At 58.7% G+C, this 20,780-nt stretch carries 17 protein-coding genes and 1 pseudogene; 11 read left to right on the forward strand and 7 right to left on the reverse strand.

Annotated features, from left to right (window positions below; translation table 11 throughout):
* Positions 1-4: 4 nt before the first annotated feature.
* Complete coding sequence (locus QF043_RS02350; protein WP_307417379.1) at positions 5-433, forward strand: DUF4160 domain-containing protein; 429 nt, start codon at positions 5-7, stop codon at positions 431-433.
* A complete protein-coding gene (locus QF043_RS02355; protein WP_307417380.1) occupies positions 430-897 on the forward strand; it encodes a DUF2442 domain-containing protein in 468 nt (155 codons plus the stop codon). Before QF043_RS02350 ends, QF043_RS02355 begins: the two co-directional genes overlap by 4 nt.
* A gap of 99 nt (positions 898-996) precedes the next feature.
* Here QF043_RS02355 and trmA read toward each other — a convergent pair whose 3' ends face one another.
* Positions 997-2,076, reverse strand: coding sequence for a tRNA (uridine(54)-C5)-methyltransferase TrmA (trmA, locus tag QF043_RS02360; protein WP_307417381.1), 1,080 nt, complete (start codon positions 2,074-2,076; stop codon positions 997-999).
* Positions 2,073-3,368, reverse strand: coding sequence for an NCS2 family permease (locus QF043_RS02365; protein WP_307417382.1), 1,296 nt, complete (start codon positions 3,366-3,368; stop codon positions 2,073-2,075). Before QF043_RS02365 ends, trmA begins: the two co-directional genes overlap by 4 nt.
* A 209-nt stretch (positions 3,369-3,577) precedes the next feature.
* On the opposite strand from QF043_RS02365, the gene QF043_RS02370 reads away from it, so the two are divergent.
* From QF043_RS02370 to QF043_RS02385, 4 genes are all read left to right on the forward strand, one after another.
* Positions 3,578-4,021 carry a DUF4879 domain-containing protein gene (locus QF043_RS02370; protein WP_307417383.1) on the forward strand — a complete coding sequence of 148 codons (444 nt, stop codon included), beginning with the start codon at positions 3,578-3,580 and terminating at the stop codon, positions 4,019-4,021.
* 96 nt (positions 4,022-4,117) lie between these two features.
* The gene (locus QF043_RS02375) at positions 4,118-4,627 is read left to right on the forward strand and encodes a (2Fe-2S)-binding protein (protein WP_305455868.1); all 510 of its coding nucleotides are present in this window, start codon (positions 4,118-4,120) and stop codon (positions 4,625-4,627) included.
* Positions 4,624-5,613 (forward strand): xanthine dehydrogenase family protein subunit M, encoded by a 990-nt coding sequence (locus QF043_RS02380; protein ID WP_307417384.1) that lies wholly within the window; start codon positions 4,624-4,626, stop codon positions 5,611-5,613. The genes QF043_RS02375 and QF043_RS02380 overlap by 4 nt, the downstream gene beginning before the upstream one ends.
* On the forward strand, positions 5,610-7,793 hold the full coding sequence (locus tag QF043_RS02385; protein WP_307417385.1) for a xanthine dehydrogenase family protein molybdopterin-binding subunit: 2,184 nt from the start codon (positions 5,610-5,612) through the stop codon (positions 7,791-7,793). The genes QF043_RS02380 and QF043_RS02385 overlap by 4 nt, the downstream gene beginning before the upstream one ends.
* A 96-nt stretch (positions 7,794-7,889) precedes the next feature.
* Here QF043_RS02385 and QF043_RS02390 read toward each other — a convergent pair whose 3' ends face one another.
* The gene (locus QF043_RS02390) at positions 7,890-10,850 is read right to left on the reverse strand and encodes a membrane-targeted effector domain-containing toxin (RefSeq protein WP_307417386.1); all 2,961 of its coding nucleotides are present in this window, start codon (positions 10,848-10,850) and stop codon (positions 7,890-7,892) included.
* 162 nt (positions 10,851-11,012) lie between these two features.
* Positions 11,013-12,251, reverse strand: coding sequence for an MFS transporter (locus QF043_RS02395; RefSeq protein WP_307417387.1), 1,239 nt, complete (start codon positions 12,249-12,251; stop codon positions 11,013-11,015).
* Between the two features lie 317 nt (positions 12,252-12,568).
* Between QF043_RS02395 and QF043_RS02400 the strand changes: the two are divergent.
* The 3 genes and pseudogenes from QF043_RS02400 (at position 12,569) to QF043_RS02410 (ending at position 15,198) form a co-directional block, all read left to right on the forward strand.
* Positions 12,569-14,009, forward strand: a pseudogene (locus QF043_RS02400) (cytochrome ubiquinol oxidase subunit I).
* A 1-nt stretch (position 14,010) separates the two neighbouring features.
* Positions 14,011-15,018, forward strand: coding sequence for a cytochrome d ubiquinol oxidase subunit II (cydB, locus tag QF043_RS02405; protein ID WP_056858218.1), 1,008 nt, complete (start codon positions 14,011-14,013; stop codon positions 15,016-15,018).
* A 12-nt stretch (positions 15,019-15,030) separates the two neighbouring features.
* Positions 15,031-15,198, forward strand: a complete 168-nt coding sequence (locus QF043_RS02410; RefSeq protein ID WP_010206690.1) for a DUF2474 domain-containing protein — start codon at positions 15,031-15,033, stop codon at positions 15,196-15,198.
* A 55-nt stretch (positions 15,199-15,253) separates the two neighbouring features.
* Here the strand turns inward: QF043_RS02410 and QF043_RS02415 are convergent, their stop codons facing one another.
* Both QF043_RS02415 and QF043_RS02420 read right to left on the reverse strand, forming a co-directional pair.
* Positions 15,254-16,378 (reverse strand): methyltransferase, encoded by a 1,125-nt coding sequence (locus QF043_RS02415; protein WP_307417388.1) that lies wholly within the window; start codon positions 16,376-16,378, stop codon positions 15,254-15,256.
* A gap of 167 nt (positions 16,379-16,545) precedes the next feature.
* A complete protein-coding gene (locus QF043_RS02420) occupies positions 16,546-17,256 on the reverse strand; it encodes a LuxR family transcriptional regulator (RefSeq protein WP_307417389.1) in 711 nt (236 codons plus the stop codon).
* A 426-nt stretch (positions 17,257-17,682) separates the two neighbouring features.
* On the opposite strand from QF043_RS02420, the gene QF043_RS02425 reads away from it, so the two are divergent.
* Positions 17,683-18,459 carry a ferredoxin--NADP reductase gene (locus QF043_RS02425; protein ID WP_307417390.1) on the forward strand — a complete coding sequence of 259 codons (777 nt, stop codon included), beginning with the start codon at positions 17,683-17,685 and terminating at the stop codon, positions 18,457-18,459.
* A 45-nt stretch (positions 18,460-18,504) separates the two neighbouring features.
* Here QF043_RS02425 and mscL read toward each other — a convergent pair whose 3' ends face one another.
* A complete protein-coding gene (gene mscL / locus QF043_RS02430) occupies positions 18,505-18,921 on the reverse strand; it encodes a large-conductance mechanosensitive channel protein MscL (RefSeq protein ID WP_056858221.1) in 417 nt (138 codons plus the stop codon).
* Positions 18,922-19,208: 287 nt separating this feature from the next.
* Between mscL and QF043_RS02435 the strand changes: the two genes are divergently transcribed.
* A complete protein-coding gene (locus QF043_RS02435; RefSeq protein ID WP_373460654.1) occupies positions 19,209-20,750 on the forward strand; it encodes a catalase in 1,542 nt (513 codons plus the stop codon).
* Positions 20,751-20,780 lie beyond the last annotated feature (30 nt).

A 20,780-nucleotide genomic window follows, 5' to 3' on the forward strand; every position in this document is an offset into this window, starting at 1 on the left:
TACGATGAGAGTAGGTGCTTACAAGGGATATGTGATTTCAGTGTTTTTGCGGGATGAACACTGCCCGCCCCACGTTCATGTGAGGGGCATGGCATGGGATGCGCGTTTTCGTTTCAGCTTTCTGGATGGAGACGTGGAGTTGTGGGATGTAGAGCCGGATCGCAGGCGGCCATCCACTGCGCTCCTGAAGGAGCTACGCGAGGCGATCATGCAGCCGCATTACCTGGCGCGGGCACGCAGGATCTGGTGGGAGAAGCTGCAAACGGTTTGCCTGGAGAACCATTCCTGGGATTGGGACGCCGATGAGGTACTGCCAGGGCTGATCATTCAGCGCGGTGTTTATGTGATTGCACGTGCCCGGCACGATGTCGTGGGGCAGAAGACAATTTTGAATCTGGTCAGGGCACCGGGTTTTGTGGAGATTGATTTATGAAAAAAATCGTAAAAGCCAAAGTCGTGCCTTATAAGCCGCTCACGGACGCCGATGTCGACAAGGCAATCGCCCGTGGGCGCAAGCTCAAACGTCTGTACGCCAATGCCAGCAATGTGCGCTATGAACACGAGTGCATTTCCATCGGCTTCAGCGACGGCAGCCGCATCATGTTGCCTGTGGCCGGGTTACCGGAATTCGAAGGGTTTTCCCCGGCGGACTTTCAGCAACTGGAGGTCGGCTTTGGCGGCAAGGCGCTGTGCTGTGAGGCGCAGGATCTGGACGTGTCGATCACCGGCCTCATCGCCACCAGCCAGCCCTTGATGGACCTGGCAACAAGCCTGGTGGCATCGCGTAACGGTCGCAAGAGCAGCGCCGCCAAAACCGCCGCCGCCCGAGCCAATGGCAAGAAGGGCGGTCGGCCACGCAAGGAGCCGTTGGATAACGGTGATTCAACAGATGCATGAAAACCCAGTGTGGGAGCTGGCTTGCCTGCGATAGCGGTGTATCAGTTGACCGATGCAGGGCAGGCCTACCGCCATCGCAGGCAAGCCAGCTCCCACAGTTTACCGCCGAGTCAATAACACCCCGGACTCCATATGGTGCGTCCATGGGAACTGGTCAAACATCGCACACTGGGTAATCCGGTGCGTGTCATGCAGTTGCGCAATGTTCGCCGCCAGCGTCTCCGGGTTGCAGGAGATATACAGGATGTTATCAAAACGACGGGTCAGTTCGCAGGTGTCCGGGTCCATGCCGGCGCGCGGTGGGTCGACGAAGACGCTACCGAATTCATAGCTCTTCAGGTCGATGCCGTGCAGACGGCGGAACGGTCGAACTTCGTTGAGGGCCTCGGTGAGCTCTTCGGCAGACAGGCGCACCAGGGTGACGTTAGCCACTGCGTTTTCATCAAGGTTGCTTAAGGCCGCATTCACCGAGGTCTTGCTGATTTCGGTGGCCAGTACCTTACGCACACGGGTCGCCAGTGGCAGGGTGAAATTGCCGTTGCCGCAATACAACTCCAGCAAATCATCCGGGCGATCGCCCAAGGCTTCATAGGCCCAGTTGAGCATCTTCTGGTTCACGGTGCCGTTGGGCTGGGTGAACGCGCCCTCAGGTTGGCGGTAGCTGAAGGTGCGGCCACCGACCTCGAGTTTTTCCACCACGTAGTCGTGGCCGATCACATCACGCTTGCCCTTGGAGCGGCCGATGATGCTGACATTCAAATCCGCCGCCAGCTTGTTCGCAGCAGTGTGCCAATGCTCGTCCAGCGGGCGGTGATAGCACAGGGTAATCATTGCGTCGCCGGCCAGTGTGGTCAGGAACTCCACCTGGAACAGCTTGTGGCTCAAGGCTGCGCTCGCTTGCCAGGCGGCTTTGAGTTGCGGCATCAACTGGTTGATGCGTTGGCTTGCGATCGGGAATTCTTCGATCAGGATCGGCGTGCGTTTGTCGTCCTGGGAGAACATCGCGTAGTGGCGCTCACCGCCTTCGCGCCACAGGCGGAACTCCGCGCGCAGGCGGAAGTTCTGCAGCGGCGAATCGAAGACCTGCGGTTCGGGGGCGTCGAACGGTGCCAACAGGTCACGCAAGCGCGTGACCTTGTCTTGCAGTTGAGCGGTATAGCTTGTGGCGTCAAAAGTCATGCGTTGAACCAGCCCAGCTTGATCACAAACAGAATCGACAGGATCACCAGTGCCGGGTTCAGCTCACGGTAGCGGCCCGAAAGCAGCTTGATGGCGGTCCAGGCGATGAAACCGAAGGCGATGCCGTTGGCGATGGAGTAAGTGAAAGGCATCGCCAGGGCGGTGACCACCACCGGCGCTGCAACAGTAATGTCATCCCAGTCGATTTCGGCCAGGCCCTGGGTCATCAGCACGGCCACGAACAGCAGCGCCGGCGCGGTGGCAAATGCTGGAACACTGGCGGCCAGTGGCGAGAAGAACAGCGCGAGCAGGAACAGGATGGCGACCACGATGGCGGTCAAACCGGTACGGCCACCGGCACTCACGCCCGCAGCCGACTCGATGTAGCTGGTGGTGGTCGACGTACCCAGCAGCGAACCGGCCATGGCGGCGGTACTGTCGGCGATCAGTGCACGGCCCATTTTCGGCATGTGCCCGTCCTTGCCCATCAGGCCGGCGCGTTTGGCCACGCCGATCAGGGTGCCGGAGTTGTCGAACAGGTCTACGAACAGAAAGGCGAAGATCACGCTGACCAGGCCGATATCCAGCGCGCCTCTGATATCCAGTTGCAGGAAGGTCGGCGCCAGGGACGGTGGCATCGAGGTCACGCCGCCGAACGGGGTGAAGCCCATCGCGATAGACACGATGGTCACCGCCAGGATGCCGATCAGTACTGCACCGCGCACCGCCAGGGCTTCCAGCGCCACGATCAGCGCGAAACCCAAGGTAGCGAGGATCGGCGCCGGTTGTTTCAGGTCGCCGAGGCCGACCATGGTGGCCGGGTTGCTGACCACGATACCGGCGTTGTGCAGGGCGATCAGCGCCAGGAACAGGCCGATACCGGCGGCAATCGCCGAGCGCAGCGGCAGCGGGATGCTGTTGATGATCCACTCACGAATACGGAAGATCGACAGCAGGAAGAACAACACCGCCGAAATGAATACCGCGCCCAACGCGACTTGCCAGGTATGGCCCATGTGCAGGACCACGGTGTAGGTGAAGAAGGCATTGAGGCCCATGCCCGGCGCCAGCGCGATCGGGTAGTTGGCGATCAGGCCCATCACGGTCGAACCGATGGCGGCGGCCAGGCAGGTGGCGACAAACACCGCGCCCTTGTCCATGCCGGTCTCGCCGAGGATGCTCGGGTTCACGAACAGAATGTAGGCCATGGCCAGAAAGGTCGTGATACCCGCGAGAATCTCGGTGCGCACGTTGGTGTTGTGTGCTTTGAGTTGAAACAGCTTTTCCAGCATGCCGGCTCCCTGTGACGCTATTTTGCGTCGTTATTTGTTGACCTCTAAGTCAAAGCACAAACTGCGCCAAGCGCCTGTGGTTTCAGAGAGGATCGGAAAAAGCGGCGCATGATACCAGCAGCCGACGCGATGTGGCGGATAGGCTGCGTATTCTCCGATCTGGCCTTGAGGCATACTGCGCCGACGTTAAACACAGGGTCGTTATCAGCATGAAAAAAGCCAACGCCAGCAGTCTAGCTCTGTTCGCCGTAATCGGCCTGGGGCTCGTGGCACCGGCGTGGGGCGCGGCTGCACCGCCCTTGAGCGAGGTGCGGGTATTCAAGGTCGAGTCGGCACGTTGCACGGAAACCATCCCCACGGGCGTGACGACCACCCAGATGTGCACCCATCGTGGCCCGACCAAGGTTTCGGTGATGGAAGTCGGCCTGGGCAAAAGCCCGATGGGGCGCTTCAATGGCGCCGAATTGAATGGGCAACGCACGCCGGTGTGTCAGGTGGGCAGCATCAGCGAAGTCTGTAACGGCGCAGGCATTGTGATGGGCTACATCTATGTGTTTGACCTGAACGTCCAGGCCCAAGGCTGGTTCGAATACAGCAATATCTCGATCAATGGCGCGCAAAACACCTTGAAACTCAGGTTCAGCATCCTCTGATCAATCCCCTTGAACGCTCACTACCTCGGGAAGTCGTAGCCCTAAGACGGCGACTTTCCTGAACGCCGCGGATGTGCACCAACCCGTGAGGTGTTTATGAGCGCGAACCCTAATGGCACGACGACCAAACCGTTCGTCAGCCACCCGATACGCCTGACCCTGAATGGCCAAGACCGCCAGCTGCAGGTGTTGCCCTGGACCACCTTGCTGGACCTGCTGCGCGAACAGCTGGATCTGGTGGGTAGCAAAAAAGGCTGTGACCACGGCCAGTGCGGCGCCTGCACGGTGTTGCGTGATGGCAAGCGTATCAACGCCTGCCTGACCCTGGCGGTGATGTGTGACGGCGCCGAATTGACCACCATTGAGGGCCTGGCCGACGGTGACCAGTTGCACCCGATGCAGCAGGCCTTTATCCAGCATGACGCCTTCCAGTGCGGCTACTGCACGCCAGGGCAGATTTGCTCCGCCGTCGGCCTGGCCAATGAAGGCCGCGCCCACAACACTGGGCAAATCCAGGAACTGATGAGCGGCAACCTGTGCCGCTGCGGGGCCTACAGCAATATTCGCGATGCCATTGAAGACGTTGTGCTGGGAGGTGACCAATGAACCCTTTCCAGTACAGCAAGCCGGCCGATGTGCAGGAAGCCGTGCACCTGAGCAGCGCGACATCGCGGTTTATCGCCGGTGGCACCAACCTGCTGGACTTGATGAAAGAGAACATCAGCCGCCCCGAACACCTGATCGACATCACCGGTTTGGCGCTCAACGGCGTAGAGGCGACCGCCGACGGCGGGGTGATGATCGGCGCGTTGGTCAGCAATGCCGACCTGGCCTGGCACCCGCTGATCGAAGCGCGTTACCCATTGCTGTCCCAGGCCATCCTGGCGGGCGCCTCGCCGCAACTGCGCAATATGGCCAGTACCGGCGGTAACCTGTTGCAACGTACCCGTTGCTACTATTTTTATGATGCCAGCGTGCCGTGCAACAAGCGTGAACCTGGCAGCGGCTGCCCGGCGCGCGCGGGGTTGAACCGCATCCATGCGATCCTCGGCGCCAGCGAACACTGCGTGGCCACCCATCCCTCGGACATGTGCGTCGCCCTGGCAGCGCTGCAGGCGCGGGTGCATGTGGAAGGGCGTGGCGGTGCGCGGGTGATTGAATTTGCCGACTTTCATCGCTTGCCCGGCGACACGCCCGAGCGCGACAACCTGCTGGCCGACGACGAGCTGATCACCGCCATCGAACTGCCGCCGGATCATCTCGCCAACCATAGCCACTACCTGAAGATTCGTGACCGTGCGTCCTACGCCTTCGCGCTCGTCTCCGTTGCCGCCGCGCTGGAACTGGAAGGCGACACCATCGTCGATGCGCGCCTGGCCCTTGGCGGTGTGGCCCACAAACCTTGGCGCGATCGGGCCGTGGAGGCCGCGCTGATCGGGCAAGCGGTCAGCCGCGAAACCTTCAGCCAGGCCGCTGACGCCTTGCTGCAGGACGCCGAACCCTTGGAACACAACCGCTTTAAAATCAAGCTGGCACGCCGCGCAATTATCCGTGCCCTGAGCGACGCCGCTGTCGCAGGAGAACGCCCATGACCGCCGTCGGCAAACCCCTGGACCGTGTTGACGGTCTGCTCAAGGTCACCGGCCAGGCGCGTTATGCCGGTGAATTTCCAGGCAACGACTTGCTGCATGGCAGTGTTGTTTCAAGCACGATTGCCAAGGGCCGGGTAATCCGGATCGACGCGTCCAAAGCCCTGGCGCTGCCGGGCGTGGTCAGGGTGCTTGACCACCTGAACCGCCCCCAACTTGCCAGCTACGATGAGGCCTTCGCCGACGCCGATGCGGCCGACGGCTCGCCGTTTCGCCCGCTGTATAACGACCGCGTGCTTTATAACGGGCAACCCCTGGCGCTGGTGATCGCCGACAACCTTGAACTGGCGCGGCACGCTGCCTCGCTGGTCGAGATCGAATACGCGAGCGAGGCGTTTGCCACTGACCTTGTGGCCCTGCAGGAGCAGGCGCACCCTTCGCCGCAAACGCCGCCCAAGCCACGGGGCAACTTCCAGGCCGAATGGGCCGCTGCCGCCGTCAGCCTGGATATGCACTACAGCACGCCCATCGAGCACCACAACCCGATGGAGCCCCACGCCAGCACCGTGCTGTATCAGCCGGACGGCACCCTGCATATCCACGACAAGACCCAGGGCCCGCAGAACTGCCAGGCCTATGTGCAAAAAGTCTTCGGCCTGGATAAAAGCCAGGTACGGATTTTTGCCGCATTCGTCGGCGGTGCCTTTGGCTCGGGCCTGCGCCCGCAGTATCAATTGCCGCTGGCGGTAATGGCAGCGCTGGCGCTCAAGCGTTCGGTGCGCGTCACCTTGACCCGTCAACAGATGTTCACGTTCGGCTACCGCCCGCGCACCCTGCAGCGTTTGCAACTGGGCGCTGCTGCCAATGGTCGCCTGTTGGCGTTGGGCCACACTGCGATTGGCCAGACCTCGCGCTTCGAAGATTTCAGCGAACATGTGGTGGAATGGAGCGGCATGCTCTACCACTGCGACAACGTGCAACTGACCTACAAACTGGTGCCCCTGGACGTGTCCACGCCGATGGACATGCGCGCGCCGGGCGCCGCGTTGGGCGTGATTGGCCTGGAGTGTGCGATGGATGAACTGGCCTGCGCCCTGGGGATGGACCCTGTGCAACTGCGCCTGATCAACTACGCCGAGCGCAACCAGAACGAAGACAAACCCTGGTCGAGCAAAGCCCTGCGCGAGTGTTACCGCGAAGGCGCCGAGCGCTTCGGCTGGAGCCAGCGCAACCCAGAGCCGCGCAGCATGCGTGACGGCAACCAGTTGATCGGTTGGGGCATGGCCGGTGGTGTGTGGGAAGCCTTGCAGATGAAGGCCAGCGCCAAGGCGCAGTTGGATGCCCAAGGCCAATTGACCGTCAGCAGCGCCACCACCGATATCGGCACGGGCACCTACACGGTGATGACCCAGATTGCCGCGCAAACCAGCGGTGTGGCGATGGCCGATGTGCGTTTTCTGCTGGGAGACTCATCGTTACCCACGGCGCCGTTACAGGGCGGCTCGTTTACCGTCTCATCCGTCGGCACAGCCGTGCAGCAGGCCTGCGAAGCGCTGAACGCCAAACTGCTGGCGATTGCCCGGCAGACTTACCCGGTGTTCAAAGACGCAGAAACTGTGCGCTTTGAAGACGGCCAGTTGCACACAGGGGACGTGAGTGTGTCCCTGGCGCAACTGGTCAAGGACAGTGGCGAAGAGGTATTAGCCGTCCAGGTTGACAGCCAGCCAGACAAAAAGCGTGAAGGCTACGCGACGGCGACCCATTCGGCGGTGTTTGTCGAGGTTCAGGTCGACGAAGACCTGGGCACGATCAAGGTGCGTCGGGTGGTCAGCGCCATTGCCGCCGGGCGAGTGGTCAACCCGAAAATGGCCCGCAGCCAGATCCTCGGCGGCGTGGTCTGGGGTATCGGCATGGCGCTGCATGAAGAGACCCAGGTCGACCATGAATTGGGGCGCTACATGAACCACAGCCTGGCCGAGTACCACATCCCGGTAAATGCCGACATCGGCGACATTGAAGTGATTTTTGTCGACGAACACGACGAAATCGTCAACGCCCTGGGCTCCAAGGGCGTGGGTGAAATCGGCATTGTCGGGGTGGCGGCCGCAGTGGCAAATGCGATTTACCATGCCACCGGCAAGCGGGTGCGGGAGTTTCCTGTCACTTTGGATAAAGTGCTATAGCGTTAACCTTCGATCCAGCGCAGCCACCGATTTTGGCCAACAGACACGCACGCGGCAGAAATCGGTGGTTGCTTGACGCCTTCAATCACCGGATCTTCAAGGGTGTTTCAGTTCTACATAGAGCTCCGTTTTGTCTAGAGATTGAATGACGGAGGTTGGCACACCGGCAGCGGCTTCATCGACGGTTATTCCGGTTGCACCTGTCAGTTGAGAGATTCCTCGAATGGGCGGGTCACCGTCGTATGAGAACACATGCTCGCTGCCCACCCGGGCAACCCATTTTTCACCTGGGCGCAGGGCCTGATCTCTCTCTATCACTTTAGTCGCATAGTAGTTCATGTTTTTAAGTCGGGTGGTCTTTGGCTCTACCGAGGGCACGTCAATGGCTTTAACGCGTATGCCTTTATTTCGCATGGTCAACAGCAGATTTCTATTCGTATAGGGCTCATGTGCGATATGCGCTCGGTCAATGAGCTTTAAGTTTTTCCGTAAGGCGGGTGAGAATTCACCTGTGTCGAAAAACCTATCCAAATCTGGCTGAAGAGAGTGTTCAAAACCCTCTGAGTACAGGGTTTTCACTCCGGCGCTCTTATAATCATCTGCATGGTCAATTAGAAATCGTAATCCAGCGGATTGTGAATGGTCCTCACCAAGGACCATGCCTGTCGACTTTTGATAGACGGAGTCGATGATTTTATTTGGCTGCGAATCTTGTGGGATGTCCGAGAGTTTGGGAGGTTGTTTCGTTTTCGCTTTTTTATGAAAGCTGCTCGCATCTTTCTTCAGTTCGGCATCTGTTTTTTGGGACGCCTTTGACGTTGAAGGTTTTCCTTGAGCGGGAGGGTCATAGGCAGCAGGATCAAACTGATCAGCGCTTGGGCTGTCCTTGGTCCATGGGAGTTTTATGCCTCCTGGTCCATTGATCGGCTCCCATCGCCCGTCCACAGTGGCGTGTACGGTCATCACCGGCTTTTTGGAAAAGGGGTCAATAATATCGGCATAGCCGTTGCGCAGTTTAAACCGGCCATCTATCTCATAAACCTGGTGGGCACCGTTTTCATTGGTCATGCGGATAAACCAACGATCTTCGCCTCTGACGGACTTGACTTGATAGATACCTTTGTTGGGCGTTACACCCGCGATCAGTTGTTCTCCTTTGGTCTCTGCATATTCGCTCAGATCGTGCCACTGTGAGGGGCTCATGCGATTGGCGCCAGACGCGTTAGGCCTAGCGGGTTCTGATCCCGGGGCTGTCGGCTCAGTTTCTGCACTAGGTTTTATTGAAGAAGATTCGAGTTCACCAGCGGCACTTTCACCGGCTCTGCCGGCCCGCGCGATATAGGGAAGCGCAACGGCGGCGGCGTTGAAAAAACCGAATAGTATTCGTTCGTTGCCAGTGGGTTTGCCCTGTATCTTGTCGTCAATGCCGATACCTGTCTGAATTACTCCATTGGCCAGATGGAACGCATCCAATGCCAGTGCTACTTCAGGCATTAGCAAAGCCAGCGGTGCTAGAAACATGGCTGCTTTGGCTGCTTTTTCCAAGCCTGAGATGATTTTTTTCTTGATAACGTCCGAGTTGCTGGTGATGTCCACAGCAGCATCTGCATACGAGCGATCTTTCTGACGCTTTGTGACTTCATCGAACGGCGATTGGCTAGGTTCTGTGCCGATGAAATCCTGAGGGTTCCAGAAACCTCTGAACGCTCGATGGTCATAGGAAAATAATCCTCCCGGAGGTTCGCGTTTTTCAGGCCATGTGCCCAACCCGGCCAATGTCTCAACTATGCCTGCTCGCCCGTAGCCGTTGGGTTTGTCTTTGAGAGGGAAGTGCGCGGCCATTGCTTCGCGCTTGTGGGGGTCTTTCATTTGCTCAGCGAACCAAGCTTTCATTTCAGCCTGACTGTTGAAGCTGTGAATGGGCGAAGAGTTTCCCGGTATGTAAAGCAGTGTGAGGGGCGGAAGTTTTTTACCGTCGGCGCCAAGTCTGACTTTGTTGTCCGTGATGTACATAAGGTCGGTGGATTGAAAGTGCCCGACTTTCAGCAGCCCAACTTCAATAGTGGGATCCTTTGGCGGGTTTTTCTGTAAGTCTTCAAGTGTGAGGTCCGGCCATGAGGCCTCACTGCCTGACAATCCGGTTGCCCGCATCACCAGGTCGTGAGCTTGTGGGCTGAGGCTGCCTTCTTGGCGCTGGCTCATGGCGGCTTTAGCAAGAGCCGCTTTGGCCAGGGGCGGATAGTTCTTTTCGTGGCTGCTCCAGAACTCATTCAGGAATTGATTGTAAGGCTTTTGATAGTCCGCATTTTTAATCAGAGCTCTGAACTCGTCGGGTGTGAGTGCGCTTTGGTTCCCTCCGTTGTAAACCGGCGCAGGTTCTCCAGCGGACTCTTTGTAAATGCCTTGATAGGTATGTGTAGTGTCAGCCTTTTCATTCCCCGGGTGGAAGCGGCTGCGGAAATCGAAGATGCCAGGTTTGTGCGTTTTCAATTCGGGCTTGACGATGACCTCGGGTCCGCCTGGGAAGAAGGCAATTGGATGGCCTTCCCCTTTAGGCGTGCTCCGATCGTTGGCAATAAGTGCCTCGGTCAATGAAATTCGCTTGATGATTTTCGCGGAGTAAGGTTTTTCACCCGTGGAGTTGTAGTCGTATGTAACAACGTAGGTATTGTCGGGATCGATATCCCATTTTTCTTTTTCGGCTGGAGTGGTCGCCTTTGCCGCCATCTCGGCAAATTTATTTTTCAGAAAAATGGAGGCTTCTTCTTGAACTGTTTTGAAGGCGCCGCGAATCTCTTGGCTGACCGGGTCGAGGTTGGTGTTGGGTTCGAGGACAACCGGTAGAGGCGTTTTCTGACCCGCCCCGACGCTTTTGCCCGGGTCTGGATTAACATTGACGTCGATATATCCACTGGCAGACGAGTCGGGAGCCGGCACAGTTTGCTGCACCAGTTTTTGATCATCAGGTGGGGATGAATCGATTGAACGCTTATGGCGCGTAGGTGCAGATTCAGGCAGCACGGAGTAAGCATCAAGGCGTGGCGGGCCGATATGCATGAAAAAACCTCAGACTTTATGACTGGATTAGGAACCTCCTGAGTGGCGATGCTGTAGGTAGCGTTCCATTGCCTATGTAGTTCGTTGCAGTCGTTGAAGTGAGATTTCTTCTGTTTGCTGGTAGGTCCACTCGGTGAACCTTGCAGCCGGCAAAAAAAGTGCTTAAGCGCTTTTTTCTTCCACCGGCACATGCATCCGATCGCGGTTGGCCAGGGTCGGAAACAGCTTTATCCACACCCCCGTCACCAACAGCGTACCAATCCCGCCCATGACCACGGCGGGCACGGTGCCGAACCAGTGGGCGGTAATCCCCGATTCAAACTCGCCCAGTTGGTTGGATGCGCCGATAAACAGGCCGTTGACCGCACTGACCCGCCCACGCATTTCATCCGGTGTTTCCAGTTGCACGAACGATGCGCGGATTACCATGCTGATCATGTCCGCTGCGCCCAGTACCACCAATACCGCCAGGGAGAACCAGAACGACGTCGACAGGCCGAACGCAATGGTTGCCACGCCAAACACACCGACGGCGGTAAACATCACACGCCCGACATGCCGGTCTACCGAGAACCTCGCCAGCCACAGCGACATCAACAACGCGCCCACCGCCGGTGCCGAACGCAACAGGCCCAGCCCCCAGGCACCGGTCAGCAGAATGTCCTTGGCGAACACCGGCAGCAACGCCGTGGCGCCGCCCAGCAACACGGCGAACAGGTCCAGCGAGATGGCGCCGAGAATGTCCGGGCGGCTGCGAATAAAGCGGATCCCGGCCAGCAGTGAATCCATGGTTGCCTTGGCTTTATTGAGCGGCGTCTGGCGCGCGGGCAGGTTGAGGGTCAGCACGCAGGCGATCAGGTACAGCACCACGGTCGGGCCATACACCCACACGCTGCCAAACGCATAGAGCAAGCCGCCCAACGCCGGCGCCACGATGGTGGCCAGTTGCTGCGCCGATTGCGACGAGGCCACGGCACGCGGGAACAGCGCGCTGGGCACGATGCTCGGCAGCAGTGCTTGGGTGGTGGGCATCTCAAACGAGCGTGCGGCGCCGAGCAGGAAGGCGAGGATAAAGATCATCTCGCGGGTCACGTTGCCTGTCAGGCCGCCGATGGCCAGGGACAGGGCAATCAACGCCTGCACGGTCTGGCAGATGGCGGCGACCTTGCGCCGCTCATAACGATCGGCCACGTGGCCTGTGTGCAACATGAACAGCACGCGTGGAATAAACTCCACCAGGCCGACCAGGCCCAGGTCCAGCACATTGCCGGTCAGTTGGTAGAGGTTCCAACCGATGGCCACGGTAAGCATCTGGAAACCGCTGGCGGTGAAGATGCGCGCCAGCCAGAACGCGATGAAAGGGCGGTGGTGACGCAACAGCAACGCAGGTTCACTAGGCATCGGGAAGTCAGGTCAGGAGCAGAGGGAGCAGGCAGATTAGCATCAAGCTGTAACAAATAGTTGCAAGAACTGAGCTGAGGCAACCTGTCACGCGTCAATGAACCACACGGCTTTCGTCCGAAAATGGGACTACTCTTTCAGCAATGCTTGATCCAGATCAAAACCGGCCCCGGGATTGGTCTGGCGGCCGCAAGGCCAGAATCCCTACGTGATGGGTAAAAAAAGAAACGAATTGAAATTCGCCACACTCCATATCCGTGGGGGCAGTGGGTGCAGGCTCCCGCCAGCAGCCGGTATTACCTGACAGAGGAAGACTTATGTTCGGTTTGGAGGCGCTAGATCTCGCCCGAATTCAATTCGCGTTCACCATCTCGTTTCACATCCTATTCCCGGCGATCACCATCGGCCTGGCCAGTTACCTTGCGGTGCTGGAAGGCTTGTGGCTCAAGACCCATAACGACACCTACCGTGACCTCTACCATTTCTGGTCGAAGATCTTTGCCGTCAACTTCGGCATGGGGGTGGTTTCGGGCCTGGTCATGGCCTATCAGTTTGGCACCAACTGGAGTCGCTTTTCGGACTTCGCCGGTGCCGTCACCGGGGCCGCTACTTACGTACGAAGTGCTCACGGCCTTCTTCCTTGAGGCGGGTTTTCTCGGGGTGATGCTGTTCGGCTGGAACAAGGTGGGGCGCAAGCTGCACTTCTTTGCCACGGTGATGGTGGCCGTCGGTACGCTGATCTCGACCTTCTGGATTCTGGCCTCCAACAGTTGGATGCAGACCCCACAAGGCTTTGAAATCATCGACGGCCGGGTGATTCCCACCGACTGGCTGGCGGTGATCTTCAACCCGTCGTTCCCCTACCGCCTGATGCACATGGCCACGGCCGCCTTTGTGGCGACCGCATTCTTCGTCGGTTCTTCGGCAGCCTGGCATTTGCTGCGCGGCAAGGACAACCCGGCGATCCGCACCATGCTGTCGATGGCGATGTGGATGGCCCTGATCGTGGCGCCTATTCAGGCGGTGATCGGTGACTTCCATGGCCTCAATACCTTGAAGCACCAACCGGCGAAAATCGCCGCGATTGAGGGCCACTGGGAAAATATCGGTAATGAGCCGACGCCGCTGATCCTGTTCGGCTGGCCGGACATGAAAGCCGAGAAAACCAAATACGCGGTGGAGATTCCGTATCTCGGCAGCCTGATCCTGACCCACTCCCTGGACAAACAGGTGCCGGCGCTCAAGGAGTTTCCGCCTGAAGACCGTCCTAATTCGACCATTGTGTTCTGGTCGTTCCGGGTCATGGTCGGCCTGGGCTTCCTGATGATTTTCACCGGTTTGTTCAGCCTGTGGCTGCGCCGGGGCGACAAGATGTACACGTCCAAGCCGTTCCTGTACCTGGCACTGTGGATGGGCCCGTCCGGCTTGATCGCGATTCTTGCCGGTTGGTTCACCACCGAAATCGGCCGCCAGCCGTGGGTGGTCTACGGGTTGATGCGCACGGCGGATGCGTCCTCCGGGCATAGCCTGGCGCAGATGACCATCACGCTGGTGCTGTTTGTGGTGGTGTACTTCGCGCTGTTCGGCGCCGGGTTGGGCTACATGATGCGCCTGGTGCGCAAGGGTCCGCAGACTCACGAAGGCAGCGAGCCAACCCATGGTGGCCCTGGCCAGAAACGTACACCGGCCCGTCCGTTGTCCGCCGCCGATGACGGCAGCGACGACGACCACGCCCACATCCAGCACAAGGGGAATTGAGATGGGTATTGATCTTCCGCTGATCTGGGCCGTGATCATCATCTTCGGCATCATGATGTACGTGGTGATGGACGGTTTCGATTTGGGCATCGGCATCCTCTTTCCGTTTATCCCCGGCAAAGTCGACCGTGATGTGATGATGAACACCGTCGCACCGGTATGGGACGGCAACGAAACCTGGCTGGTACTCGGTGGCGCGGCATTGTTTGGCGCGTTCCCGCTGGCCTATTCGGTGGTGTTGTCGGCGCTGTACCTGCCGCTGATTCTGATGCTGATCGGGCTGATCTTCCGGGGCGTGGCCTTTGAGTTCCGCTTCAAGGCCAAGGACGACAAGCGTCACCTGTGGGACAAGGCGTTTATCGGCGGCTCCATCGCCGCGACGTTTTTCCAGGGCGTGGCGCTGGGGGCGTTTATCGATGGCATTCCGGTGGTGAATCGCCAGTTTGCCGGCGGCTCCTTGGACTGGCTCACGCCATTCACCCTGTTCTGTGGCGTTGCACTGGTGGTCGCCTATGCCTTGCTCGGCTGCACCTGGCTGATCATGAAAACCGAAGGCAAGTTGCAGGAGCAGATGCACAACCTGGCGCGGCCCTTGGCCTTTGTGGTGCTGGCGGTGATTGGTATCGTCAGTCTGTGGACGCCGCTGGCGCACCCGGAAATCGCTTCGCGCTGGTTCACCCTGCCGAACCTGTTCTGGTTCCTGCCGGTGCCGATCCTGGTGCTGGTGACCATGTACGGCTTGATCCGCGCGGTGGCGCGTAATGCGCACTACACGCCGTTCCTGCTGACGCTGGTGCTGATTTTCCTCGGCTACAGTGGCCTGGGTATCAGTTTGTGGCCGAACATCATTCCGCCTTCCGTGTCGATCTGGGACGCTGCCGCACCGCCGCAGAGCCAGGGCTTCATGCTGGTGGGCACGTTGTTCATCATCCCGTTTATCCTGGGCTACACCTTCTGGAGCTACTACGTGTTCCGAGGCAAGGTCACCCACGAAGACGGCTACCACTAGGAGGGTCGTTGTATGTCCGGCAAACCTTCGTTACACGAGATTGAACAGGCCGAGAAACAACCGCTGTGGCGGCGCCTGGGGTGGCTGGCGATGATCTGGACCGGCAGCGTGCTGGCCCTGTTCGTCGTGGCCAGCCTGATGCGCATGTTCATGAATGCGGCCGGCCTGACCACTCACTGATATCCCGATCCGGGCTTTGCGGCCCGGTTTTCCAGCCCTCGCTACGAGGGCTTTTTTATTTGCGGGCTTTGAGAATGACGAACTTCGGCGTGGCGGCTACTTGTTCAACGCCACGGAACAAACGCGCCAATTTGCTGTGATAACCCAGGTGGCGGTTGCCGACGATATAAAGGGCACCGCCCACTACCAGCGCTTCGCGCGCCTGCTGGAACATGCGCCAGGCCAGGAAGTCGCCGACTACCTGCTGCTGGTGGAACGGCGGGTTGCACAGCACCACGTCCAAAGATTGCGGTTCCTGGCCGGCGAGGCCATCGGCGGCGCGTACGGTGACCTCGCGCGCACCGAAGGCGGCCTGCCAGTTTTCGGCCGCTGACTGCACAGCCATGTAGGACTCATCCACCAGGGTGTACTGCGCGTCGGGGTTTTGCAGGGCGCTGGCAATTGCCAACACGCCGTTGCCGCAGCCCAGGTCCGCCACGCGCGCGCTGCCGAGATTGTTTGGCAGGTGCGGGAGGAAGGCGCGGGTGCCGATGTCCAGGCCTTCGCGGCAGAATACATTGGCGTGGTTCAACAGCTCGATGGCCGGTGTGTCTAGTGTGTAGCGAGTAGGGTAGGGCGAGACGGCGGCCGGGCGGTCTTCAGCCGTGGCGATCAGCAACCGGGCTTTTTTCATGGCGAGGGAAGCGTGCATCGGGCCGATATAGCGCTCCAACAATTCGCCCGCCGCCCGTGGCAAGTGCTTGATCATCGCCCCGGCTATTACCTGAGCGCCTGGCGCCAACTGCCCTTGCAGCCGGATCAACTGTTCTTCCAGCAGGGCCAGGGTTTTTGGCACGCGGATCAGCACGCGGTCGAACGGCCCGGCCAGCCGCTGGCTGGCGGGCACGAATGCCACGGCATCAAAGGTCTTGCCGTTGCGTACGAGGTTTTTTTCCAGACCCTGGGCCGCCAAAAACGAGTCGCCGCTGGACGTGACCTGCACCTGGCCTTCAAGGCTGGCCGCCAAGGCGCCGAAGCTGTCGTTGAGCACCAGCACACGGGTTGCCGCGCCAGGCTGCTGTTCTGCCAGGTAGCTGAGCAGGTACTCGTCGGCGGCATCGAAGGCCTGCAACGGGTCATTGTGTTGCTCTGGCTGGCGAATCAGGTCGAGCTGGGCGAAGGGGCTGTCAAGCAGGGGCATGGCGGGGGGAGCTCTGGGTCATCGATGGGGCGGCAGCGGGCACGGGCGGCCGGCGCAACCATCTGAGTGAACAACGAAGTGGCGCCAATGCGCCGTATCAACACTCAGAATTGGCCGTAAATGTTACTTTTTTTTCGGCGGGATTACATGCGGTGTTTCTTCAGCGGTTAAAACAACCCGGCTTTGGAGGCGCAAAGCACGGCCGCAATCTTGTTATTGACCCCAAGTTTTCTCAAGCAACTGCTGATATGGAAGCCCACGGTGCGCTCCGACAGGCACAGGATCATGGCAATTTCGCACGCCGTCTTGCCCAAGGCTGAATACCTGAGGATTTCTGTTTCTCGTGGCGTCAACTTGCAAGGCGCCGTGACGCTGGTTTTTTCGGCATATTCTTGTGCCACCGCCGCGTGCATCACGTGGCAAAGCCAGAGGACCTGGCCGGCTTTCTCGTAAAGCTCTTCCGGGCTGACTTCGCCGTTACTGCGGCCCAGGGTGAGCATGCTGAACACGCCTTGAAAGTCGTGCACGGCCTGGGTCCATCCCAAATGCACACCAAAGGATTGGGCCAACGACCATAAGTGCGGTGTGGTGTTGAATGTTTTTTCATCCCACACGATGGGCATCACACTGCTTTTGCAGTGGGCGACGACCGGATCAATGTCAAAGAAATGCGCTTGTTTGTAGACGTTGTTCCATTCGTTTGGATAGTTGTTGAAGTGAATGGGTTTTGTTTGAGTGTCTGACTGTTGTGAACTCATCGTGAAGGAGCAGTATTGGAACCCGAGCTCATAGGTGTGATTGATCACCATCTCATAAATAGTGTTGATCTTGTTCTCACCTTCCAATTTGGGGAGTCGTGTATTGCGCCAGTTGACCATCGGTAACTCTCCATAGGTGTTGTTGCCTGGGCACGTCCTATCTCCCAGCGGGTACGGAAATCAGTGTAGGACAAAGCCTACAACTCGTAGCGTGAAAAAAAATTTACTGATTGTTCGTATTTTCTTTGTTTAATACTTATACGCCGAGTCATCTTTTGTACATGTATCGCTGTTGCAGTGAAAAATCTAATGATATTAATGTGTTGGCGGTGATATTAAATTGATAGTGGTTTAAATACACAGTGACAGGTAATGGCCTGTTGGAAGGTGAGAAATAGCTAAATGTTTAGTTGGACGGGATAGATTCGATTTCAGCGCTTGCACGCGAACGGTTACCCGGTGCGCGTGGCAATGCCAGTACAAACCACCGGTGTTTCCCTGCGCGACTTTGGGGGACACTAGGGCACCTGTTCAACGGAGCCCCTCATGACGTCCAGTGCTGAGAAATTTACCCGCCAGACCTTGCTCGAGGTGCAATCGCTGACGCCCAGCCTGTTTACCCTGCGCACCACCCGTGACCCGGGCTTTCGGTTTACCGCCGGCCAGTTTGTGCGCTTGGGCGTGACCAAGGCGGACGGCAGCACGGTGTGGCGCGCCTATTCCATTGTGTCCTCGCCCTTTGATGAACACCTGGACTTCTTCTCTATTGTCGTTCCGGGGGGCGAGTTCACCAGTGAGTTAAGCCGCCTCAAGGTGGGCGATACCTTGAGGGTGGAGCGCCAAGCCACTGGCTATCTGACCTTGAACCGCTTTGTGGACGGGCGTGATCTATGGTTGCTCGGAACCGGCACCGGGGTGGCACCGTTTTTGTCGATTCTGCAGGACTTCGAGGTCTGGGAAAAATTCGAGCGCATCGTGCTGGTGTACAGCGCCCGAGAGGCCAAAGAGCTGGCGTATCAGTCGCTGATTGACACGCTGGGCGAGCGTGAGTACCTGGCCGAGTACGCGCATAAACTCACCTACATTCCCATTGTCACCCGTGAGCAGCACCCTGGGGCGCTGAACGGGCGCATCACCACGCTGATCGAGAATGGCGAGCTGGAGCGCGCTGCCGGCGTAGCACTGACGCCGGAGCACTCCCGCGTGCTGATCTGCGGCAACCCGCAGATGGTCGATGACACCCGCCAATTGCTCAAGCAGCGCGACCTGCAATTGAGCCTTAGCCGGCGCCCTGGGCAAGTGGCGGTAGAAAATTACTGGTAATAAAAAAGGCGCCTGAAACAGGCGCCTTTTCCAGGCAAACACGGGTTAAAGCGGCTTGTCGTTCTGTGCTTTGAGCAGATCACGGATCTCACCCAGCAGCAGCTCTTCCTTGGTCGGCGTCGGCGGCAGGCTTGGGGCTACAGCTTCTTCGCGCTTCAGGCGGTTGATGGCTTTCACGCCCATGAAGATGGCGAAGGCGACGATCACGAAGTCGATGACGCTCTGGATAAACTTGCCATAAGCCAGGACCACGGCGGGCACATCACCCTGCGCGGCCTTGAGGGTTATCGCCAGGTCCCCGAAGTCCACACCACCGATCAGCAGACCAATGGGTGGCATCACCACGTCGCCCACAAACGAGGAAACGATTTTGCCGAACGCGGCGCCGATGATGATACCGACGGCCATGTCGACCACATTACCTTTGACCGCGAAGGCCTTGAATTCACTGATCACGCCCATAGGTTATTCCTTGTTACAGATTAGAAGGGTGGAGGTCAGTGTAAGTCAGTCGTAGCCCGCTCGCTCGACACAACCGTTAACACTGTCAATTTTTATCGACCGATTAAATCGCAAATAGTTTGCAAAGTGCCACCAATCGCGCGCGGAATACGCTTCAATTCAGGGGCTTACCACATTTTTTTCTTAATCAGCCCGGTGGTGTTTTTCTATTTATCTTCTGACTCGCAGGTCACTAGCCTCTGGCAAGCACAACTGAATGTGCACTAAAAAAGCCAGAGGAAACCTCGATGAACACGTCAATGAGCCGCGGGCCCGTTTCAGCGCGCTGTGCGCTGGCACTGGTCACTGCCAGCCTGCTGTCCCTTTCCGTACACGCCGCCAACCTGACCCGCGATAATGGCGCCGCTGTGGGCGACAATCAGAATTCACAAACCGCCGGGGCCAATGGCCCGGTGCTGTTGCAAGACGTGCAACTTATTCAAAAGCTGCAGCGCTTTGACCGTGAACGCATCCCGGAGCGCGTGGTTCACGCCCGTGGCACCGGCGCCCACGGCACTTTTACCGTTACCGACAACCTCAGCGACCTGACCAAAGCCAAAGTCTTCGCAGCCGGTGAAGCCACCCCTGTATTCGTGCGTTTCTCGGCGGTGGTGCACGGCAACCATTCCCCGGAAACCCTGCGTGACCCGCGCGGTTTCGCCACCAAGTTCTACACCAGCGAAGGTAACTGGGACCTGGTAGGCAATAACTTCCCGACGTTCTTTATCCGCGACGCCATCAAGTTCCCGGACATGGTCCATGCGTTCAAACCGGACCCGCGCACTAACCTCGACGATGACTCCCGTCGTTTCGACTTCTTCTCCCATGTTCCAGAATCCACCCGCACACTCACCGAGTTGTATTCCGACTCCGGTACGCCGGCCAGTTATCGCGAAATGGACGGCAACGGCGTACATGCCTACAAGTTGATAAACGCCAAGGGCGAAGTGCACTACGTCAAGTTCCACTGGAAGAGCCTGCAGGGCATCAAGAACCTGGACCCCAAGCAAGTAACCGAAGTGCAGGGGCGTGACTACAGCCATATGACCAACGACCTGGTCACTCACATCAACAAGGGCGATTTCCCCAAGTGGGACCTGTACGTGCAAGTGCTCAAGCCTGAGGATTTGGCCAAGTTTGATTTCGACCCACTGGATGCCACCAAGATCTGGCCTGACGTACCGGAACGCAAAGTCGGGCAGATGGTGCTGAACCGCAACCCGGCCAACGTCTTCCAGGAAACCGAGCAAGTGGCCATGGCCCCGGCCAACCTGGTGCCGGGCATCGAGCCGTCGGAAGACCGCCTGCTGCAAGGTCGGGTGTTCTCCTACGCCGACACGCAGATGTACCGCCTGGGGCCGAACGCCCTGCAACTGCCGATCAACGCACCTCGCGTTACCGTCAACAACGGTAACCAGGATGGCGCAATGAACACCGGCAAGACCACCACGGGCGTGAACTACCAGCCAAGCCGCCTGCTGCCGCGTGAAGAGCCGCAAGCCGCGCGCTACAGCCAGTCGGCGCTGTCGGGCAGCACCCAGCAGGCGAAGATCCAGCGCGAGCAGAACTTCAAGCAGGCCGGTGACTTGTACCGCTCCTATAGCAAGAAAGAGCGTCAGGACTTGATCGAGAACTTCGGCGGCTCCCTGGCCACCACCGATGACGAGAGCAAGCACATCATCCTGTCGTTCCTCTACAAGGCTGACCCTGAGTACGGCACTGGCGTGACCAAGGTGGCAAAAGGCGACCTGGCGCGCGTCAAGGCGCTGGCAGAAAAACTGACTGACTGAGGTTGGTGACGGTCGGCGCCCGCTGATGGG

It is taken from the genome of Pseudomonas sp. W3I7, from assembly GCF_030816095.1.
Taxonomy (GTDB): domain Bacteria; phylum Pseudomonadota; class Gammaproteobacteria; order Pseudomonadales; family Pseudomonadaceae; genus Aquipseudomonas; species Aquipseudomonas salomonii.